Genomic DNA, 16,502 nt, shown 5'->3' on the forward strand with positions numbered 1-16,502 from the left:
TCTTTTAATCTTTTAATCTTTTAATCTTTTAATCTTTTAATCTTTTAATCTTTTAATCTTTTAATCTTTTAATCTTTATAGTTATAAAATTCGTTAAGATTCCTAAAAACTATTACTTCATATCATTTAATTTCGTAATTTTAAAAAGGAGAACGTATTCGGGAAATTCTCTATTTTATTTTTTAATCAACCAAATCTCAGTAATTATGGAAAATATAAAGTTTAAAGTATCTCCATATCAGGATGAATTGCAGCTACTTATTGACGGGAAAAAGGCAGGCTATATGTCCATAGAGGTTGACGGAAGACTGCTGATCGTATATTACACCAAACTTGATGAGGAACGTGAGGGAAAAGGATATGCCAAGCTATTACTGGACGAGCTGGTACGCTACGCAGAAGAAAAAGATTTGCTTGTAGACCCGGAATGTGATTTTGTCAGACAACAGTTTGAAAATCATCCCAGAAGATATAAAGATATCTGGCACGCCTGATCAATCCTCCCACCAGACAGTAAACTGCCGGTCCGGCTGATTCAGATCCACAACTTCTCCGATCATCGGAGTAAGGATATCCAGTCCTTTTTCTTTTCCAAAAGCCGTTATCTTCTGTAATGGCTCATTCCAGGGGTGAAGAGCCAGCGCAAATTTAGCCGCATGAACCGGAATAATGTACCTTGCACGAATATCTAAAGCTGCCTGAATGACGTCTTCAGGCAGCGTATGAATATATCTCCATGCTTCTCCGTACTGCCCGTTTTCAAGAATGGCATAATCAAAAGGACCATATTTTTCACCGATCATCTTAAAGTGGGAATCATAACCGCTGTCTCCCCCTAAAAAGATCTTTTTTGTAGGTGTTACCAAAACATAAGAAGCCCAAAGGGTATCGTTCTGTTTTATCCTTCTTCCTGAAAAATGTCTGGCAGGAGTAAAAGCTAATTTTATATTATTCTTTAATTCCACTTCTGCACCCCATTCTTCCTCAATAAGCTTGGTTTCAGCATATCCCCATCTTTCCAGATGCGCCCCTACTCCCAATGGTAAGATCACTTTATCTGTCCGCTCACGGATCGATTTTACTGTCGGATAATCCAGATGATCAAAATGATCGTGGGTAATCACCAGATAATCCAGATCAGGAATATCTTCAGGCTTAAAAATATCCGAACCTTTAAATGCTTTATTGAAATATTTAAAGGGAGAACCATATACACTCAGTACCGGATCGATCAGAAATGAAACGCCATCGGTCTGGATGTAATAAGAAGAATGTCCCAGCCAAATAAATACATCTGTATCCTTAGCAATACTTTTCAGGTCTGTATGTATGGAAGGAATTTCTTTCAAAGGCTTCAGCAACGGGTCTTTTTTACCTAAAAAGAAATCATAGGTAACTTTTGACATTTTGTAACCTTCAGCAATGGAAGGTGTATGGCTGATATTCTGAAACTGTCTTTTTTTATAGAGCTTCGACTGTCTGATACGCTTCAGCCGTTTGCCTTTCGGTACCGCACCAAATGCTTTCATATTGATCACAATAAAAAAGGTAATGGTCAGCACAACCATACTCGTAAGAATCCAGTAAATCATTTGCAGAAAAATAAACATCAAATGTATCGACTTTTGTTTTTAAATGAAAATATGAAGTGTCTGGGCACTTTCTTTTAACTAAATTTATCATGTCTTACGGAAAATTTAGCATTCATTTAAGTGATGATTCATTGAAAACTTTCTATTTTAGCAGCTTAAAAACTCAAAGTACATTGAAAAATTATTCGGCAATATTTCTTCTGTCTGTGCTTTCGTCATGCGCATCTATAAAAAAACATAACGAACAGCGGGCTTCATGTATTTCCCCGGAACAGCTTAAAGAGGATGTCGATTATGCTTATTCCAAGCTAAAGCAAATGCACCCTCAGCTTTACTGGTATATTCCCAGGCAGGAATTGGAACATAAGTTAGACAGTCTTAAGCAGACTCTCAATGAACCGCTTACTCCTCTTCAGTTTTACTTCAAGCTACAGCCCGTAATTGCAGGAATCCGTGAAGGGCATCTTTCGTTAAAAATTCCCAGAAAGAAATTCACCAAAAAGGAAATTAAAAAATTAGAAAACGAGAAGGGAATGTTCAGCCGTTTCGAATATTATGTTTCCGGTGACCAGATGTATATTGTTCAAAACCCTGATTCTATTGAAAATATCAAACCCGGTACTGAAATTTTATCCATCAATAATGTTCCGGTTTCAGGTTATATCAAAAAATACCGCAACCTGATCAGCAGTGACGGATATAATACGACCTTCCAGCCCTATTTTTTAAAGGATCTTTTCTTTAATTTCTATATTGCAGAAAACGGAATCTCCAGTAAAGCGACCATTGAAACACTTTATAATGGGAAAAAGCATACCTACACTTTAAGCAGAGAATCCAAATCAGTTACTGATCTTGAAAAGGATAAGGAACTGAAAAAAAGAACACCGGAGAAAAAGCTGAATGGATATGTCGCTTCGAGCAATTCTTATAACCGGAGCTTTCAATTTCTGGATAAGGACAGCACGATAGCTTATATAAAAGTAAAAAGCTTCTCCAGAGAATATTCCGAAGAATTCTATAAAAAAACGTTTTCAAAAATTAAAAATGCCAGGTCATCCTATCTCATTATAGATATCCGAAATAATTACGGAGGTTCGCTTTATGAGATCAACAACCTGTATTCCTACCTTACCGACAAGCCTTTTACACTGATAAAGCCATCTCAGGTCAACTCCAGAGATATTCCACTGAGAACCAATTATTTCAGAAAAAGCTCTGCTTTGGAATATGCTTTTAAAAGTATTGCCTATCCAAGTTATTTTTTGGCTCAGGCTTTCAGCACTTATAAAAAAGACGGCAAGGTATTCTATAAAATGAAAGCTGATAAGCCCACCAAGCCTAATAAACAAGCTTTTCACGGAAAAGTCTTTGTACTGATCAACGGCGGAAGCTTTTCTGCATCTTCTATCATTACAGCAAAGCTTAAAAATGATAAAAGGGCAATTCTTGTGGGAGAAGAAACCGGAGGAGCCAATGACGGAACAGTAGCCGGCTTTTATTCTTATCAGAAGCTTCCCAACTCTAAAATCAGATTTCCTATCGGATTGCTTCTCGTACAGCCGAATATCAATTTTTCCGCTTCAAAAAGAGGAGTGCTCCCGGATGTAGTGGTGAGTGAAAGCCTGCAGGATATCATCGATAAAAAAGATCCGCAGCTGGACTGGATAAAAAATGAGATTGTCAAAGAGCAAAATAAATAATATAGGTTTCCCGGTACATGTACCGGGATTCATTAAAACGGGTAGGGGGGGGATTTCAGCCCGCCGATACCCGTTTTATCTTTTCAGCTCATCGAAAAGACCTTCAATATATTTGATATGCCTGCCGTAGAAATGATAAAACCAGAATTTACCGGATAGAAAGAGTAAGAACAAGCCTCCGATTACAGAAACTATCAGTATGAGGATAAGCTTTGTTTCACTCAAAGGTTTCGGCCAAGGTATAAATTCCATTACAATGATCACCTCAGATACCACAAAAGGGGCAAAACTGATATAGTAGGACAGGTAATACTGTTTGTTCAGATCAAACTGTACGATCAGGTCTTTCAGGGAATCATAGGTCTGAAGTACAGGGTTACTGATATCATTATAGAGTTTAAAGAACTTAAGAAAAAAGAAGGCGGTGACAATAAGCATTGAAGCGATCAAAACTGTAATGTACAGTTGGAATTTAAAGGGCCTGCATACAGCGCACACCATAAATGCAAAGATGAAGATTCCTATGATCCACCAGAATTCCCGGCGCATGTTCTTACGCATTTTTTCAAGAGGAAGATTGATCTTATTTCTTTGCTCTATACTTATTTCCGGAGTTTCTTCCGTAATATCTTCGTTCCAGGTATTTTTAAATTCATCGATATTCATTGGATTGCTGATTTAATGGTTGTTTACGTTATTTTGGCTTAAGATATCTTTCAGTTTATTTTTTGCCCGGTTCATTTTTACTCTTGCATTGCCTTCTGAAATTCCCATTTCATCTGCGATCTGCTTTCCTGAAAAATCTTCCAGATAGTAGAATATAAAGGCCTTATCAATGGGGTTAAGCTGATGGATCGCCTTATACATCAAGTTTAATCGTTCTTCTTTTTCATGATCATAGTCCTCCTGAATGGCTATATGATTGGAAAAATCTTCATTGGTAATAAAGCTTCTCCTTTTATCGGATTTAAGGAAAATAATCGCTGTATTTAAAGCAATTCTGTACAACCATGTTGAAAATTCACTTTGCCCTCTGAAGCTGGAATATGCTTTCCAGAGCTGATAGGTAATTTCCTGAAAAAGATCATTACGGTCATCTTTTTCAGTCATATACATTTTGGAAATCTTAAAAATGATCCCTTTATGCTTTTCGATCTTACTTATAAACTCTTGTTCTAATGAGGTCATAGTTTGTTACTCTACAGAGTTAGTTTACATTCAGAAAAAATGTTACAGGTATTTGAAAAAAAATAAAAAAACCTGGCAGAAAATACTGTCAGGCTCTCATCATGTGTTTTTAACTTCTACTATTTTTTAGGATAGCATTTGTACGAAATAATTTTGTGGGATTTTATCTTAACAGTCAATTCTAGTATTTCAATCCTACAATCTGACTTATATTTTTCTATTATACTATATTTTCACAGTTAGTAGAAAAAAAGTAAAAATGTTACATTTTTTTACAAAAAAACCAGCAGTAAAATTTCTGCCGGTCTTTCTTTATGTTTTTAAAGCTGTCAATTTATTCAACAATTATTTTTTTAGCGGACATCACGATCACCTATTCAGACAGCAATATTGAAAAAAGCCGATATAAAGAAACTAATTGAGCCTGTTTAAAGCTTTCTGTAAAGCTCTTATATCAATAAAATCCAATTTCGCGCCTATAATGATGAAGATCAAAAGAACCAGCGTCAGGAATAAAATGATAAAAATATAAACAGATACGAACCATATAACGGTATTCAGAATATTCCCTTTAATTCCTAATTTATTCATGAAAAACTTCTGCGACCGCTCAAACCATGTTCTTTTTCGTCCTTCTTTGGAAACCGGTACTTCAATACCGTTCAGTTCATCCACCAGGTGTACCACATCATCAATATACCTTCCGTACATATAGTAAATCCAATACTTTATAATAAAGGCAACCAGCAAGAGCGTTATCAAAAGACTGATCCCGAAAATAGCAAGGTTATACTCCATATCAAAATGGAAGCTGATCTTGATCAGAGATAAAAGGAAGCCGAGCGGGATATATGAAATATAATATGAGATGTAGATTTCTTTCGATATAAGAAGTTGGGTTTTAAGATTAAACAGATCATAGTTGGTATTAATGCTGGTCTTCCTCAGCATCTTATAAAGCTTAAGGAATCTGGAATAGAAATAAATTATGAAAGCAATTGTCAGAATGGTGACAAATGTAGATATCGTCCTGATATTAGAGTCTGTGGAAGCAAATGGAAAACCGGTCAAAAGCAATGGTAATGTGATGACCATCAGCCAAAACTCAGTTTTCATATTGATCTTCAGCATCTGCAACGGAGAATGTATTTCCCGCTGTTTTTCCAGAGAGATTTCAGGGGATTCCTGTCCTATATCTTTATTCCAAAGTTCTTTAAAGTTGTCTAACTCCATTCTCTTATCTTTTAATTTGAATCTGTTTTTTGCTGTCTCGCAATGATCTCCTTCAGCTTTTCTTTTGCTCTTTTAAGTTTTACCCGTGCATTCACTTCGGTAATTCCCAGCTGAAAAGCAATTTCTTTTCCCGGAAAGTCTTCCAGAAAGAAAAAGATGAGGGCTTTATCGATTGGGCTCAACTGGTGGATTGCCTCATACATCAGTTTCATGTTTCTATCATCCGTATCATTATAAGGCTCCTGCTGGGCGCTCAATCCCTCGATATTCTGATTCCGGATAAAACTACGCTTTTTTTCACTTCGCAGAAAAACAATTGCTGTGTTAAGCGCAGTTCTGTACAACCATGTAGAGAAATCACTTCTCTTTTGAAAATCACCATATGATTTCCAGGCCTGGTAAATGATCTCCTGATAGAGGTCATTCTGATCATCTTTATTATCCATATACATTTTAGAGATCTTGAAAATAACACCTTTGTGCTTTTCAATTTTCTCTAAAAACTCTTTTTCCAGTGAAAACATGGGGTATGTACTAATCCTTGGGTAATATTTATAAAAACACTACTGTATTATAACACAAAAAAATCAATTCAATGTGTCAATTTAACAAATCCTTAAAAAACAAAGAAGTTTATTAAGGATTTTTATTTTATGTTAAATACAATCAGGGATCAAAACTAAAAAATATAATCTGTACTTAAGAAGTTGGAATCATGATCTCTGACGATGGTATTCAGTAATGTTTTATTCGATTCCGTCAGCTTTGCTGCCACCAGAGATCTGATGGAAAATGAACGGAGCGCATCAAAAACCGAAAGCGTTCCTTCCGCACTGTCTTTTCGTCCGGTAAATGGAAATACGTCCGGGCCACGCTGAGCCTGACAGTTGATATTGACACGGCTTACAAGATTCACAAACGGATCGATCAGGCTGGCTACTTCCTCAGGGTCTTCACTGAAAATACTCACCTGCATTCCATGTGACGCATTGACCTGGTAGTCTATCGGCTCTTCGATATCTTCAAACGGAACAACAGGAATTACCGGCCCGAACTGTTCTTCATGATACAGCTTCATATCACTGTTTACAGGATAAACAACAGCCGGGAACACAAAAGATTCCTGAGTATACCCTCCGTCTTTATTTAAGACTTCAGCCCCTTTCAATAATGCATCATCAATACATTCTTTCAGATAAGAAGGTTTGTTCGCTTCAGGAAGCGGCGTTACCTTTACCTCTTTTTCCCATGGCAGCCCGGGTTTCAGGGCAGAAACGGCTTCACTTAATTTCGTTGTAAATTCTGCTGCAATCTCTTTCTGAACAAATATCAGTTTCAATGCTGTACAACGTTGCCCGTTAAAAGACAGCGCTCCCAGAATACACTCGCTCACCGCCACATCAAGATTAGCATGCTTCGTTACAATCGCAGCATTTTTAGCATCAAGGCTCAGGATCGCTCTAAGACGATTCACTTTCGGATGAAGTTTTTTCAGTCCATTGGCTACTTTGCTTGAGCCGATAAAAGCCAGCACATTCACTTTTCCGCTTTCCATAATGGGGGTGATAATTTCAGAACCTTTTCCGTACAGCGTATTCACGGTACCCTTCGGGAAAGCTTCCTTAAAAGCATTTAATAAAGGATAGTGAGCCAGCACACCATGTTTCGGAAGTTTAAATAAAATAGTGTTTCCCATGATCAATGCCGGAATCAGTGTGGTAAAAATTTCATTCAGAGGATAGTTGAATGGTCCCATACTCAGAACGACTCCAAGCGGTGCTCTTCTGATCTGTGCAATGGTACCTTCAGCCTGCTGAAAGCGGGAAGATTCCCTGTCCAGATCTTTCAGGGCATCAATGGTCTGATTGATATAGTCTACGGTACGGTCAAATTCCTTGGTAGAATCCGCCAATGTCTTACCGATCTCCCACATCAGCAGTTTAATAATCAGATCACGCTGCTGAATCATCAGGTAAACGAACTTCTGCATACATTTGATCCGCCCTTCCACAGACATTGTCGGCCATTCGCCAAGGCCATTATCATAGGCTTTCACACAGGCTTCAAGAACTTCCATCGCTTCCTTCGGACCTATATTCGGAATGCTTCCCAGCAATTTCCTTTCCAATCCGTTTTCTGTAGGGATGCACACCGGGGAATAAATATTCGTGACATCACCACTCCATTCTACCAGCTCGCCATTCAAAAGATAAGTTCTCTGATGGATGACCGGAACTTTATATTCTTCCGGGATTTCATTTTCACCTTTAAAAATTTCATGGAATGATGCTCTATTTTCTAAACTCATACGTATTTCTGTTTTTTATGTAATATGATCATTTAATAACATAAAGTTAGAGGTAAAACAGATTGAAAAAACAGCCGGTTAATAGATTTATTCTATTTAGATTAAAATTAACACAGGCTCCTGAAAAAAAGAATAATTTTGTTAAAAATAGAATTCATGTTGTCAAAATTAGTTTTCAGTACATTATTTTTCTTTTCAGCATTTGTTTTTGCCCAGAATAAAACGGCAAATACCATTTTAATGAGAGGAAAAGAAGTTCATACCTATTCCAAATTGCCGGCGGTCAATAAAGCGGCACCAAAATTTACGCTTACGGATGTTGACATGAAAGATCAGACCTTAGATTCCTACAAAGGGAAATATGTGATCCTTAATATCTTCCCAAGCGTGGATACAGGCGTTTGCTCAGCGTCCGTTCATCATTTTAATGAAGATGCCGCCAATATTCCGAATACGGTAGTACTTTGTATCTCTAAAGATCTGCCTTTTGCCCAGAAAAGATTTTGTGGCGCGGAAGGAATCAAAAACGTAGTGATGCTTTCAGATTTCCGTTCAGATTTTGGGAAAACGTATGGAGTTGAAATCACAGATTCACCAATGAAAGGATTGTTGAGCAGAGCTGTCGTAGTCATTGATCCTTCAGGAAAAATCATTTATGAAGAGCAGGTTGCCGATATTTCACAGGAACCGAATTATGAGGCGGCTATTCAAGTGGTAAAAAAATAAGTTTTTGCTTTTTAATATTTAAAATCTCCGGCGATCAAAGATCGCCGGAGATTTTTATTCAGAAACATTCATAAGATGAAAATACCGTGGATCCGGATATTGAAATTCAAAGTTCAAATCTGAAATTAATTTTGAGGGAGATATTGTTCTGCCCTGGTTGGTACGCTCCCCTGAATAGGGAAGATCTTTCTGAGCGTGGATGATCTCTTCTTTATTAGGGTGAACGGGCGCCACCACATTATATACTTTGGATTGAGATTGATTGTTCAGCATTATTTCAACAACGGAGCAAATATCCGCATAATGAATATGGTTGACCAACAGATCCAGATTTGAAATATTATAATTTTTTAAAAGCCGATGATCTCCCATTAATCCTGCCAATCTCAAAATATTGACTTCAGGAAACCTGCTTTTTATAATATTCTCGCTTGGAACATCCTCCGGAGACCGGTCCTCTTCTTTAAATTCTTTTTCAATATCAGGATATACTCCTGTAGAACTCATCATAAATATCTGACCATGGTAATCTCCCAGAAATGTCAATAGATTTTGGGCTCTCTCATGCAACGGAATTTCAGTTCCCCTTATTCCTGAAAACGGAACCGTGATAATTACCGCATCCAATTGTGGTACAACTTTCCATTCCGTCATTGTTTCGGATATATCTTCATCCGGAAAGCTTACCAATGTCGTATGATATCCTTTATCAGATAAATCTTTTATTTTAGATTCGGACGTGGTAGTAGCGAAAATCTCATACCGCCCGGATAATTTATCAGCAATATGGCTCCCCAGCCAGCCACAACCTATAATTCCAATTTTTTTCATTGTTTAATTTATGAATTTATTCTCTATAATAAACTTTAATCTAAGAATCTATCAGAGTCTCCCCATCCTTCAGAATAAGGTATCCCTGCCCTGTTTCTTCTGAAGTCTTCTTTAAATCACCTTCATCAAATACCTGAGGAATATAAAATTTCTCATGGGCAAACAATCCGTAATGCATTGGCACCAGCTTTCCGGCGTGTAAAAGATGTGCTGCGGAAAAGGCTTCTTTCAGATTGAGGGAAGCGGGAACAGGGCTATATTCCAGTCCGATGATTTCAAAATTGACCACAACTCCGTTCACGGGCAGAAAGGCGTAATCGATATTTTCATTCTCTTTGCCAAGCTTCCAGAATTGGTTATGCCAGATGGTATCTCCACCATGAAAGATTTTTGTAGTTCCGTCATCGACAATCCAGGAGGACTGAATTTCCCCTACTCCATCCATTGCAAATACGGGCTTAAAGGTAATATTATTTTCTGTAAACATTTCATCCAGATTCAATACAACCGTATCAACATCATCCATAATTTTTCTTACAAAAGGCTCCAGTCCTGAGTATACAATAAGTTTACCGTCTTTTTTCAGGCATTTTCTGATCACCCCTTTATCAAAATGATCTAAATGTAAATGGGTAAATACAATGTAATCGGCCTGTATAGAGTCTGAGAATTCTATGACTTTCTCTACGGCATCTCCTAAAACAGGTTTATAATAAGAAAAATCTTCTACGGCATCTATTAAAACGGTTTTGTTTTGAGAAATGAGTTTGATGCCTGCCCAGTTTAATTTTTGTATTTCCATATTTCCTTTTTTTAACAAAGGAAGAGACTTATGGAAAGTCAAGCAATAAACAAAAGTTAATTAATTTCTGTGTGAGAAGGATAACATCGCAAGGAACGCAAAGATAAACTTATGCTGACTAGTATTTTTACGTTCGCAATGGCATTTCATATAGCTGAGTATTTATTAATCTTTGCTAAGCACCTGAGGCTTTACGATCTCAAAAGCATAATGAGCAGTGAAGTTCTCTGTGATCGTTTACGTTAAAAAATTAGGGCTAATTAATACGTTTCCTGATCCTGCTTAAAGAGATAGGAGTAATCCCTATGTAAGAGGCCAGATACTTTAAAGGAATATTCTGAATGTAATGAGGTTTGTTCTTCAACAAGTATTCATAAAGGTCCTGCGGGGTATTTTTCAGCAGCAACATTTCTCTTTTCATCGCCGCATTAAGTTTTCTGCTCAGATAGTAGTTCTGAACAAACCGGCATTGCGGATTTACAGCAAACATTTCGTTGACCTCATCCAGGGTAATTTCCCACGCCAAACCATTGCTTATCGACTCATAAATTCCCTCGGAACCTTTCTCTCCAACGGTAAAAATATCTCCGGGAAAGTAAAAATCAGCACAGATTTCGGTGTCCAGGTCTGAGGTATTATGAAGGTAATATTTACGGACAAGCCCATCTTCAACAAGATAGGCTTTATGATCCGGAAATATGTTTTTCTTTGAAAATTCAACTCTGGCAAATTTTTTCCAAACGGGATCACCATCCTCTACATTGAGGTGGGAAAACAGTTTTTTATTGATACCTGCCAACACTGAACATTATATTTTACAGTAAATTTTCATCTACAAGGTTAGGAAGGGTCACTTTCAGATTGGGTTCCGCTTCCATCGCTCTTTTAATGGCGAAAATAGCGCCTTCATTTCTTGCCCAGCTTCTTCTTGAAATTCCGTTGTTGACATCCCAGAAAAGCATAGATTTCAGTCTTCTGTCGGCATCATCGCTTCCATCCAGCAGCATTCCGAAACCTCCGTTGATCACTTCTCCCCAGCCTACTCCTCCACCGTTGTGAATGGAAACCCAGGTTGCCCCACGGAAACTGTCACCGATCACATTGTGAATGGCCATATCCGCTGTAAATCTCGATCCGTCATAGATATTGGACGTCTCCCTGTAAGGGGAATCTGTTCCTGAAACATCATGATGGTCTCTACCTAATACCACGGGTCCGATCTCTCCGTTCTTAATCGCTTTGTTAAATGCTTCTGCAATCTTCATCCTTCCTTCCGCATCGGCATACAAAATTCTCGCCTGTGAACCTACCACAAGCTTATTTTCCTGTGCTCCTTTGATCCACTGAATATTGTCCTTCATCTGCTGCTGGATCTCTTCGGGAGCATTTTTGATCATTTCCTCCAATACGGCACATGCTATATTATCCGTTTTCTGCAGATCATCAGGATTCCCGCTGGTACATACCCAACGGAACGGGCCAAACCCATAATCAAAGCACATAGGTCCCATAATATCCTGAACATAACTTGGATATCTGAACTCTCTTCCCAATGTAGGGTTTTCTGCCATTACATCAGCTCCGGCTCTGGAAGCTTCCAATAAAAAGGCATTTCCGTAATCGAAGAAATAGGTTCCTTTTTCTGTATGCTTATTGATCGCCGCGGCATGTCTTCTTAAAGTTTCCTGAACTTTTTCTTTGAATAATTCAGGATCTTCAGCCATCATTCTGTTAGACTCTTCAAAGCTTTGTCCTACAGGATAATAGCCACCTGCCCAAGGGTTATGAAGTGAGGTCTGGTCTGAACCGATATCAATTCTCAAATCTTCCTGATCGAACTTTTCCCAAACTTCAACAATATTTCCAAGATACGCCAGAGAAACCGTTTCTTTGTTTTCCTGAGCTTCTTTTACTCTTTTTACCAATGCATCAAGATCTTCATGGATCTCATTTACCCATTTCTGATCGTGGCGGATCCTGGTGATCTTTGGATTCACTTCTGCACATACGGTAACGCAGCCGGCAATATTTCCTGCTTTTGGCTGGGCACCACTCATCCCTCCCAATCCTGAGGTTACGAATAATCCTCCTTTCGGTTCTTTCTTGATTTTTCTGAAAGCATTCAGAACAGTAATCGTAGTTCCGTGAACGATGCCCTGAGGACCGATATACATATAGCTTCCCGCTGTCATTTGTCCATATTGGGTAACCCCCAATGCATTGAACTTCTCCCAATCATCCGGTTTTGAATAGTTCGGGATCATCATACCGTTCGTTACCACTACTCTCGGAGCATCTTTATGAGACGGAAAAAGTCCCATGGGATGTCCTGAATACATTACCAATGTCTGTTCATTGGTCATTTCAGACAGATATTTCATGGTCAGCAGATACTGTGCCCAGTTTGAGAACACCGCACCGTTTCCACCATAGGTAATCAATTCGTGAGGGTGTTGTGCTACCGCATAGTCCAGGTTATTCTGAATCATCAGCATGATTGCCTTTGCCTGCTCGGATTTTCCCGGATACTCGGTGATCGGCCTTGCCTTCATTTCATAGTGCGGACGGAAACGATACATATAAATCCTGCCATAATCCTCTAATTCCTGCTTAAATTCAGGAATCAGCTCTGCATGAAACTGAGGTTCAAAATAACGCAAAGCATTCTTTAATGCCAGCTTTTTTTCTTCTTCTCCTAAGATCTCTTTACGTTTCGGAGCGTGGTTGATATTCGTTTCATAGGGTTTTGGCTGTGGCAGCTGATCAGGTATTCCCTGCTGAATTTGTTCTTGAAATGTCATATTGCTATTTAAAGTTCTATGTTTACAATGTTTGAAGTTTTAAAGATATTCAAATTGGGAAATATAGGCAAGTAAAAGGCTGAAAGGTTAAAAGGCGAAAAGGTAAAATTGCTTATTGCTTATTGCTTATTGCTTATTGCTTATTGCTTATTGCTTATTGCTTATTGCTTATTGCTTATTGCTTATTGCAAAAAAACAAAAACCTCACTGAAATTCAGCAAGGCTAATCTGTTTATCATCAAAGTCTAAGTTAAAACATCGTCGTTTTCTTCTTCGTGGTCGTCTTCATTATCACTGAGGCTCCAGTAATTGTTCTCTTCATCTTCAGATCCTATTTCTTCCATTTCGTCATCATCTTCAATTCCGGGGATATCCAGTCCTTTATCTATTTTATCCTCATCTATATCTTCATCTAAAATAGGATTTCCATCTCCGTCAAGCGAAATATGTTTTTCTTTTTTAAATATATCTTCACTGGAATCATAATCCATTTGTTCCAGTCTTCTGTTCTGTTCATTAATATTGTCTTCAGGTGCCATGATGTTTGGATTTTAAAGTTTAAATAATAAGAACAAAAATAATTCCAACTTAGGATAAGTGGTCTGAATAAACTTCAGGATTGACACAATTCGGCATTCTTTCCTCTTTTGAAAAAGCGATAATATTTTCTGCTGCAAGTTTTGCCATTCCGTTCCTTGCTTCCCTGGTAGCGGAACCTATATGTGGCAGAACACATACACTGGAAAGCTCTAATAGAGGATCATCAGCAGGCATAGGCTCCGGATTGGTAACATCAAGACCTGCTCCCCAGATTTTCCCATCCACCAGAGCATTATACAGATCTTTTTGATTGTGAAAACCTCCTCTTGCCGTATTGATGAAAATTGCATCCGGTTTCATTTTTTCAAATACCGAATCATTGAACAGACCTTCATGCTCAGGAGTAAAATTAGCATGAATACTTAGTACATCTGACCTTTCAATCAGTTCTTCAAAGGAAACATATTCTGCTCCCAACTCTTTTTCTGCCTCTTCATTATGATTGCGGTTATGATAAATGATATCCATATCAAAGGCTTTTTTTGATTTTTCAGCCATTTCAAAACCTATTCTCCCCAGTCCGAAAATTCCTAATGTTTTACCATAAAGCTCCTGTCCCAAAGCATGTAAAGGATCAAATGTATTCCAGTTTCCTTCTTTTACTTTCTGAAAATTGTAACTGGCCTTTCTTGACACTGACTGCATTAAAAGAAAAGCAATGTCTGAAGTGGCCCTGCTCAAAACATCAGGGGTATTGCCTACCGGAACATTCCTGGCATTAGCTTCTTTGATATCAACATGATCAAATCCTACGGAATACAGAGCAATAGCTTTAACATTCGGACAGGCATCGAAAAAGTCTTTATTGTATTTAAAATCACCGCCTATGCTTAAAATAGTGTCTGTTTTCTTACAGTAATTCAGCCATTCTTCATATGACAGATTCTCATTTTCGGGAAGTATTACTTCCAGACCAGCTTCTTTCAGCATATTCAATCCAATTTCAGGAATTCTTTTGTTTACAAAAACTTTCATTATTTTCTGTTTATCAGTTTAAATAAAAAAACCTCACTCGCAAAAAGTAAGGTTATTCAACTTTAATATTAAAAAATTATTTTTCATCTGATTGTTTCTTGTTTTTCTCCCAGGCTTCGGAAGCCAGTTCCTGAATCTCTTCCCAAACCTCTTTTGCCGATTTCTGGGCTTGTGTCATAAATCCCTGTTTGGTCGCCTCCTGATTCCTGCTTTTCATATCATTCATATAGTCCTTCACCTGTTGGGAATAGCTTTCTACACTATATCCCGGATTATTATGCAGGTTTTTCCGGACATTACTAAAATCATGCGACGCCTTGAATCTGTTCGTATCCATAATAATAAGATTTTAGTGATTAGGTTCTTAAGAAAGTTCAATTTTCATTCCGAAATGGATTAAAATATTTTAAATTTTAATTAAAAATTATACAATAATACCTAACATGCAGACAAACCCTGACAGAAACAGGAAAGTGTCAACATGTTAATGATTACTGTTGACGGAAAATTGGAAAGTGTGAGTAATTACAATTCTACTTGCTAACAATTACCTATTTATTTATGTTCCCGAAAATAGTGTAATTTTCATAAAAATCCTGTTGTTTGATACTACATTTTATAAATTACTGGAAATCAACTTTTAAATTCTTTTTAATTATTATATCAGCATTTTTAGGACATCATCTGTTTTTTTCTTTTACATATATTAAATTTGTCATACAAAACTTTAATCAGTTAGTTATGAGAGCCCTTTGTTTTATCATTATATTCTTTTTTATCCCGCCAAAAGTAAACGCACAAATTAATGAACACCCCACTTCCGACCCCAATAAAATAAAATTTGTTTTTGACGATATTAACAATTTTTATAATATGCTTACCGTCATTAATCAGGCAAAAAGCAGGTCTGACAGTTTGATTATTATTCATACAAATTTCATAGAAAGCGGAAGTGATGGAATGAAAGAATATTGGCAAATGGAAAAAGATAACGGCAGAAATATTGAAAAGGAATATTTGAAAATTATCAGGAAATATCCGAAATACTTTCAATCGCTCAAATCCTGCATAGAGGAATTACCCAATCAAATTATTCAGTATCGTAAGTATTTTGAGAAAATGAAAGAGCTATATCCGGAAGCTGTTTTTTTTAACAACTACTTTTCCATCGGATTTTTTAACACACAAGGTCAAATGCTAAAATCAGGCTCTGTTTTTGTTAGTACAGAAGCCACTTTGACAAGTAAAAATGTTGATTATAGTGAATTTTCAGATAGCTTTTCCTGGCTTCAAGAAGATGCCGTTGGATTTAAGGGATTAGGATATCTAATAGTTCACGAGAACTTACACTCACAACAAGAGAAATCAAACCATAAAAGGTCTTTTTTGCATACTGCTATTGTAGAAGGTGCTGCTGTTTTCTTAACTGAACTAATATGTGGAGAAGAAAGCCTTATCGGTCCAGCCGGGTTGAGTAAAGATATGTTTAAAAAAGCTAATGACAGTCCTGAATTATGGAAAGAATTTTTAAAAGATCTAAAAGATAATAATTATTCACAATGGTTTTTTAACGAAGGAGGAAAATATCCGTTTGCTATGGGATATTACATGGGATATATGATCTGCAAAGATTATTACGAACGGTCACAAAATAAAAAAGAAGCCATTCATAATCTGGTAAAAGTGCATGATGCAGAATTTATTTTCAAGAATAGTAGTTATTATAAATAGGCGTTTTTGAAA

The 16,502-nt window shown here is 37.2% G+C and carries 17 protein-coding genes; 4 read left to right on the plus strand and 13 right to left on the minus strand.

Annotation, left to right across the window (positions count from 1 at the left end):
• Nucleotides 1–206 precede the first annotated feature (206 nt).
• Nucleotides 207–494, plus strand: coding sequence for a GNAT family N-acetyltransferase (locus tag AC4IF5_RS02450; protein WP_490731349.1), 288 nt, complete (start codon nucleotides 207–209; stop codon nucleotides 492–494).
• Here AC4IF5_RS02450 and AC4IF5_RS02455 read toward each other — a convergent pair whose 3' ends face one another.
• Nucleotides 495–1,592: an MBL fold metallo-hydrolase gene (locus AC4IF5_RS02455; protein WP_490731350.1), complete on the minus strand. Its 1,098-nt coding sequence runs from the start codon at nucleotides 1,590–1,592 to the stop codon at nucleotides 495–497.
• A gap of 89 nt (nucleotides 1,593–1,681) precedes the next feature.
• On the opposite strand from AC4IF5_RS02455, the gene AC4IF5_RS02460 reads away from it, so the two are divergent.
• Entirely contained in the window at nucleotides 1,682–3,295 is a 1,614-nt protein-coding gene (locus AC4IF5_RS02460) for a S41 family peptidase (protein WP_490731352.1), read from the plus strand.
• Nucleotides 3,296–3,370: 75 nt separating this feature from the next.
• Here AC4IF5_RS02460 and AC4IF5_RS02465 read toward each other — a convergent pair whose 3' ends face one another.
• The 5 genes from AC4IF5_RS02465 to AC4IF5_RS02485 form a co-directional block, all read right to left on the minus strand.
• Nucleotides 3,371–3,961: a hypothetical protein gene (locus AC4IF5_RS02465; RefSeq protein ID WP_490731354.1), complete on the minus strand. Its 591-nt coding sequence runs from the start codon at nucleotides 3,959–3,961 to the stop codon at nucleotides 3,371–3,373.
• Between the two features lie 12 nt (nucleotides 3,962–3,973).
• The gene (locus AC4IF5_RS02470; protein WP_490731355.1) at nucleotides 3,974–4,483 is read right to left on the minus strand and encodes an RNA polymerase sigma factor; all 510 of its coding nucleotides are present in this window, start codon (nucleotides 4,481–4,483) and stop codon (nucleotides 3,974–3,976) included.
• A gap of 414 nt (nucleotides 4,484–4,897) precedes the next feature.
• Nucleotides 4,898–5,716, minus strand: a complete 819-nt coding sequence (locus AC4IF5_RS02475) for a hypothetical protein (protein ID WP_490731357.1) — start codon at nucleotides 5,714–5,716, stop codon at nucleotides 4,898–4,900.
• Nucleotides 5,717–5,727: 11 nt separating this feature from the next.
• Nucleotides 5,728–6,240 carry an RNA polymerase sigma factor gene (locus AC4IF5_RS02480; RefSeq protein ID WP_490731359.1) on the minus strand — a complete coding sequence of 171 codons (513 nt, stop codon included), beginning with the start codon at nucleotides 6,238–6,240 and terminating at the stop codon, nucleotides 5,728–5,730.
• A gap of 155 nt (nucleotides 6,241–6,395) precedes the next feature.
• On the minus strand, nucleotides 6,396–8,024 hold the full coding sequence (locus tag AC4IF5_RS02485) for an NADP-dependent glyceraldehyde-3-phosphate dehydrogenase (RefSeq protein ID WP_490731360.1): 1,629 nt from the start codon (nucleotides 8,022–8,024) through the stop codon (nucleotides 6,396–6,398).
• Nucleotides 8,025–8,180: 156 nt separating this feature from the next.
• Between AC4IF5_RS02485 and tpx the strand changes: the two genes are divergently transcribed.
• A complete protein-coding gene (gene tpx / locus AC4IF5_RS02490; RefSeq protein ID WP_490731362.1) occupies nucleotides 8,181–8,750 on the plus strand; it encodes a thiol peroxidase in 570 nt (189 codons plus the stop codon).
• Nucleotides 8,751–8,804: 54 nt separating this feature from the next.
• Here the strand turns inward: tpx and AC4IF5_RS02495 are convergent, their stop codons facing one another.
• The 7 genes from AC4IF5_RS02495 to AC4IF5_RS02525 form a co-directional block, all read right to left on the minus strand.
• Nucleotides 8,805–9,581, minus strand: coding sequence for a Rossmann-fold NAD(P)-binding domain-containing protein (locus tag AC4IF5_RS02495; RefSeq protein ID WP_490731364.1), 777 nt, complete (start codon nucleotides 9,579–9,581; stop codon nucleotides 8,805–8,807).
• Between the two features lie 40 nt (nucleotides 9,582–9,621).
• On the minus strand, nucleotides 9,622–10,383 hold the full coding sequence (locus AC4IF5_RS02500; protein WP_490731366.1) for an MBL fold metallo-hydrolase: 762 nt from the start codon (nucleotides 10,381–10,383) through the stop codon (nucleotides 9,622–9,624).
• 256 nt (nucleotides 10,384–10,639) lie between these two features.
• Complete coding sequence (locus AC4IF5_RS02505) at nucleotides 10,640–11,182, minus strand: Crp/Fnr family transcriptional regulator (protein ID WP_490731367.1); 543 nt, start codon at nucleotides 11,180–11,182, stop codon at nucleotides 10,640–10,642.
• A 16-nt stretch (nucleotides 11,183–11,198) separates the two neighbouring features.
• Nucleotides 11,199–13,184, minus strand: a complete 1,986-nt coding sequence (gene hutU, locus AC4IF5_RS02510; protein WP_490731369.1) for a urocanate hydratase — start codon at nucleotides 13,182–13,184, stop codon at nucleotides 11,199–11,201.
• 245 nt (nucleotides 13,185–13,429) lie between these two features.
• Nucleotides 13,430–13,723 carry a hypothetical protein gene (locus tag AC4IF5_RS02515; RefSeq protein ID WP_490731371.1) on the minus strand — a complete coding sequence of 98 codons (294 nt, stop codon included), beginning with the start codon at nucleotides 13,721–13,723 and terminating at the stop codon, nucleotides 13,430–13,432.
• Between the two features lie 49 nt (nucleotides 13,724–13,772).
• Complete coding sequence (locus AC4IF5_RS02520; RefSeq protein WP_490731372.1) at nucleotides 13,773–14,759, minus strand: 2-hydroxyacid dehydrogenase; 987 nt, start codon at nucleotides 14,757–14,759, stop codon at nucleotides 13,773–13,775.
• 76 nt (nucleotides 14,760–14,835) lie between these two features.
• Nucleotides 14,836–15,096 carry a prevent-host-death protein gene (locus AC4IF5_RS02525; protein ID WP_490731374.1) on the minus strand — a complete coding sequence of 87 codons (261 nt, stop codon included), beginning with the start codon at nucleotides 15,094–15,096 and terminating at the stop codon, nucleotides 14,836–14,838.
• Between the two features lie 266 nt (nucleotides 15,097–15,362).
• On the opposite strand from AC4IF5_RS02525, the gene AC4IF5_RS02530 reads away from it, so the two are divergent.
• Nucleotides 15,363–16,490, plus strand: coding sequence for a DUF2268 domain-containing putative Zn-dependent protease (locus AC4IF5_RS02530; RefSeq protein WP_490731375.1), 1,128 nt, complete (start codon nucleotides 15,363–15,365; stop codon nucleotides 16,488–16,490).
• The last annotated feature ends 12 nt before the right edge of the window (nucleotides 16,491–16,502 follow it).

The organism is Chryseobacterium sp. UF-290 (genome assembly GCF_058245615.1).

Bases quoted from the DNA above. Each gene is read 5' to 3' on its own strand.
- AC4IF5_RS02450 (WP_490731349.1), top strand. From the start codon at position 207: ATGGAAAATATAAAGTTTAAAGTATCTCCATATCAGGATGAATTGCAG.
- AC4IF5_RS02455 (WP_490731350.1), bottom strand. From the start codon at position 1,592: ATGATTTACTGGATTCTTACGAGTATGGTTGTGCTGACCATTACCTTT.
- AC4IF5_RS02460 (WP_490731352.1), top strand. From the start codon at position 1,682: ATGTCTTACGGAAAATTTAGCATTCATTTAAGTGATGATTCATTGAAA.
- AC4IF5_RS02465 (WP_490731354.1), bottom strand. From the start codon at position 3,961: ATGAATATCGATGAATTTAAAAATACCTGGAACGAAGATATTACGGAA.
- AC4IF5_RS02470 (WP_490731355.1), bottom strand. From the start codon at position 4,483: ATGACCTCATTAGAACAAGAGTTTATAAGTAAGATCGAAAAGCATAAA.
- AC4IF5_RS02475 (WP_490731357.1), bottom strand. From the start codon at position 5,716: ATGGAGTTAGACAACTTTAAAGAACTTTGGAATAAAGATATAGGACAG.
- AC4IF5_RS02480 (WP_490731359.1), bottom strand. From the start codon at position 6,240: ATGTTTTCACTGGAAAAAGAGTTTTTAGAGAAAATTGAAAAGCACAAA.
- AC4IF5_RS02485 (WP_490731360.1), bottom strand. From the start codon at position 8,024: ATGAGTTTAGAAAATAGAGCATCATTCCATGAAATTTTTAAAGGTGAA.
- tpx (WP_490731362.1), top strand. From the start codon at position 8,181: ATGTTGTCAAAATTAGTTTTCAGTACATTATTTTTCTTTTCAGCATTT.
- AC4IF5_RS02495 (WP_490731364.1), bottom strand. From the start codon at position 9,581: ATGAAAAAAATTGGAATTATAGGTTGTGGCTGGCTGGGGAGCCATATT.
- AC4IF5_RS02500 (WP_490731366.1), bottom strand. From the start codon at position 10,383: ATGGAAATACAAAAATTAAACTGGGCAGGCATCAAACTCATTTCTCAA.
- hutU (WP_490731369.1), bottom strand. From the start codon at position 13,184: ATGACATTTCAAGAACAAATTCAGCAGGGAATACCTGATCAGCTGCCA.
- AC4IF5_RS02515 (WP_490731371.1), bottom strand. From the start codon at position 13,723: ATGGCACCTGAAGACAATATTAATGAACAGAACAGAAGACTGGAACAA.
- AC4IF5_RS02520 (WP_490731372.1), bottom strand. From the start codon at position 14,759: ATGAAAGTTTTTGTAAACAAAAGAATTCCTGAAATTGGATTGAATATG.
- AC4IF5_RS02525 (WP_490731374.1), bottom strand. From the start codon at position 15,096: ATGGATACGAACAGATTCAAGGCGTCGCATGATTTTAGTAATGTCCGG.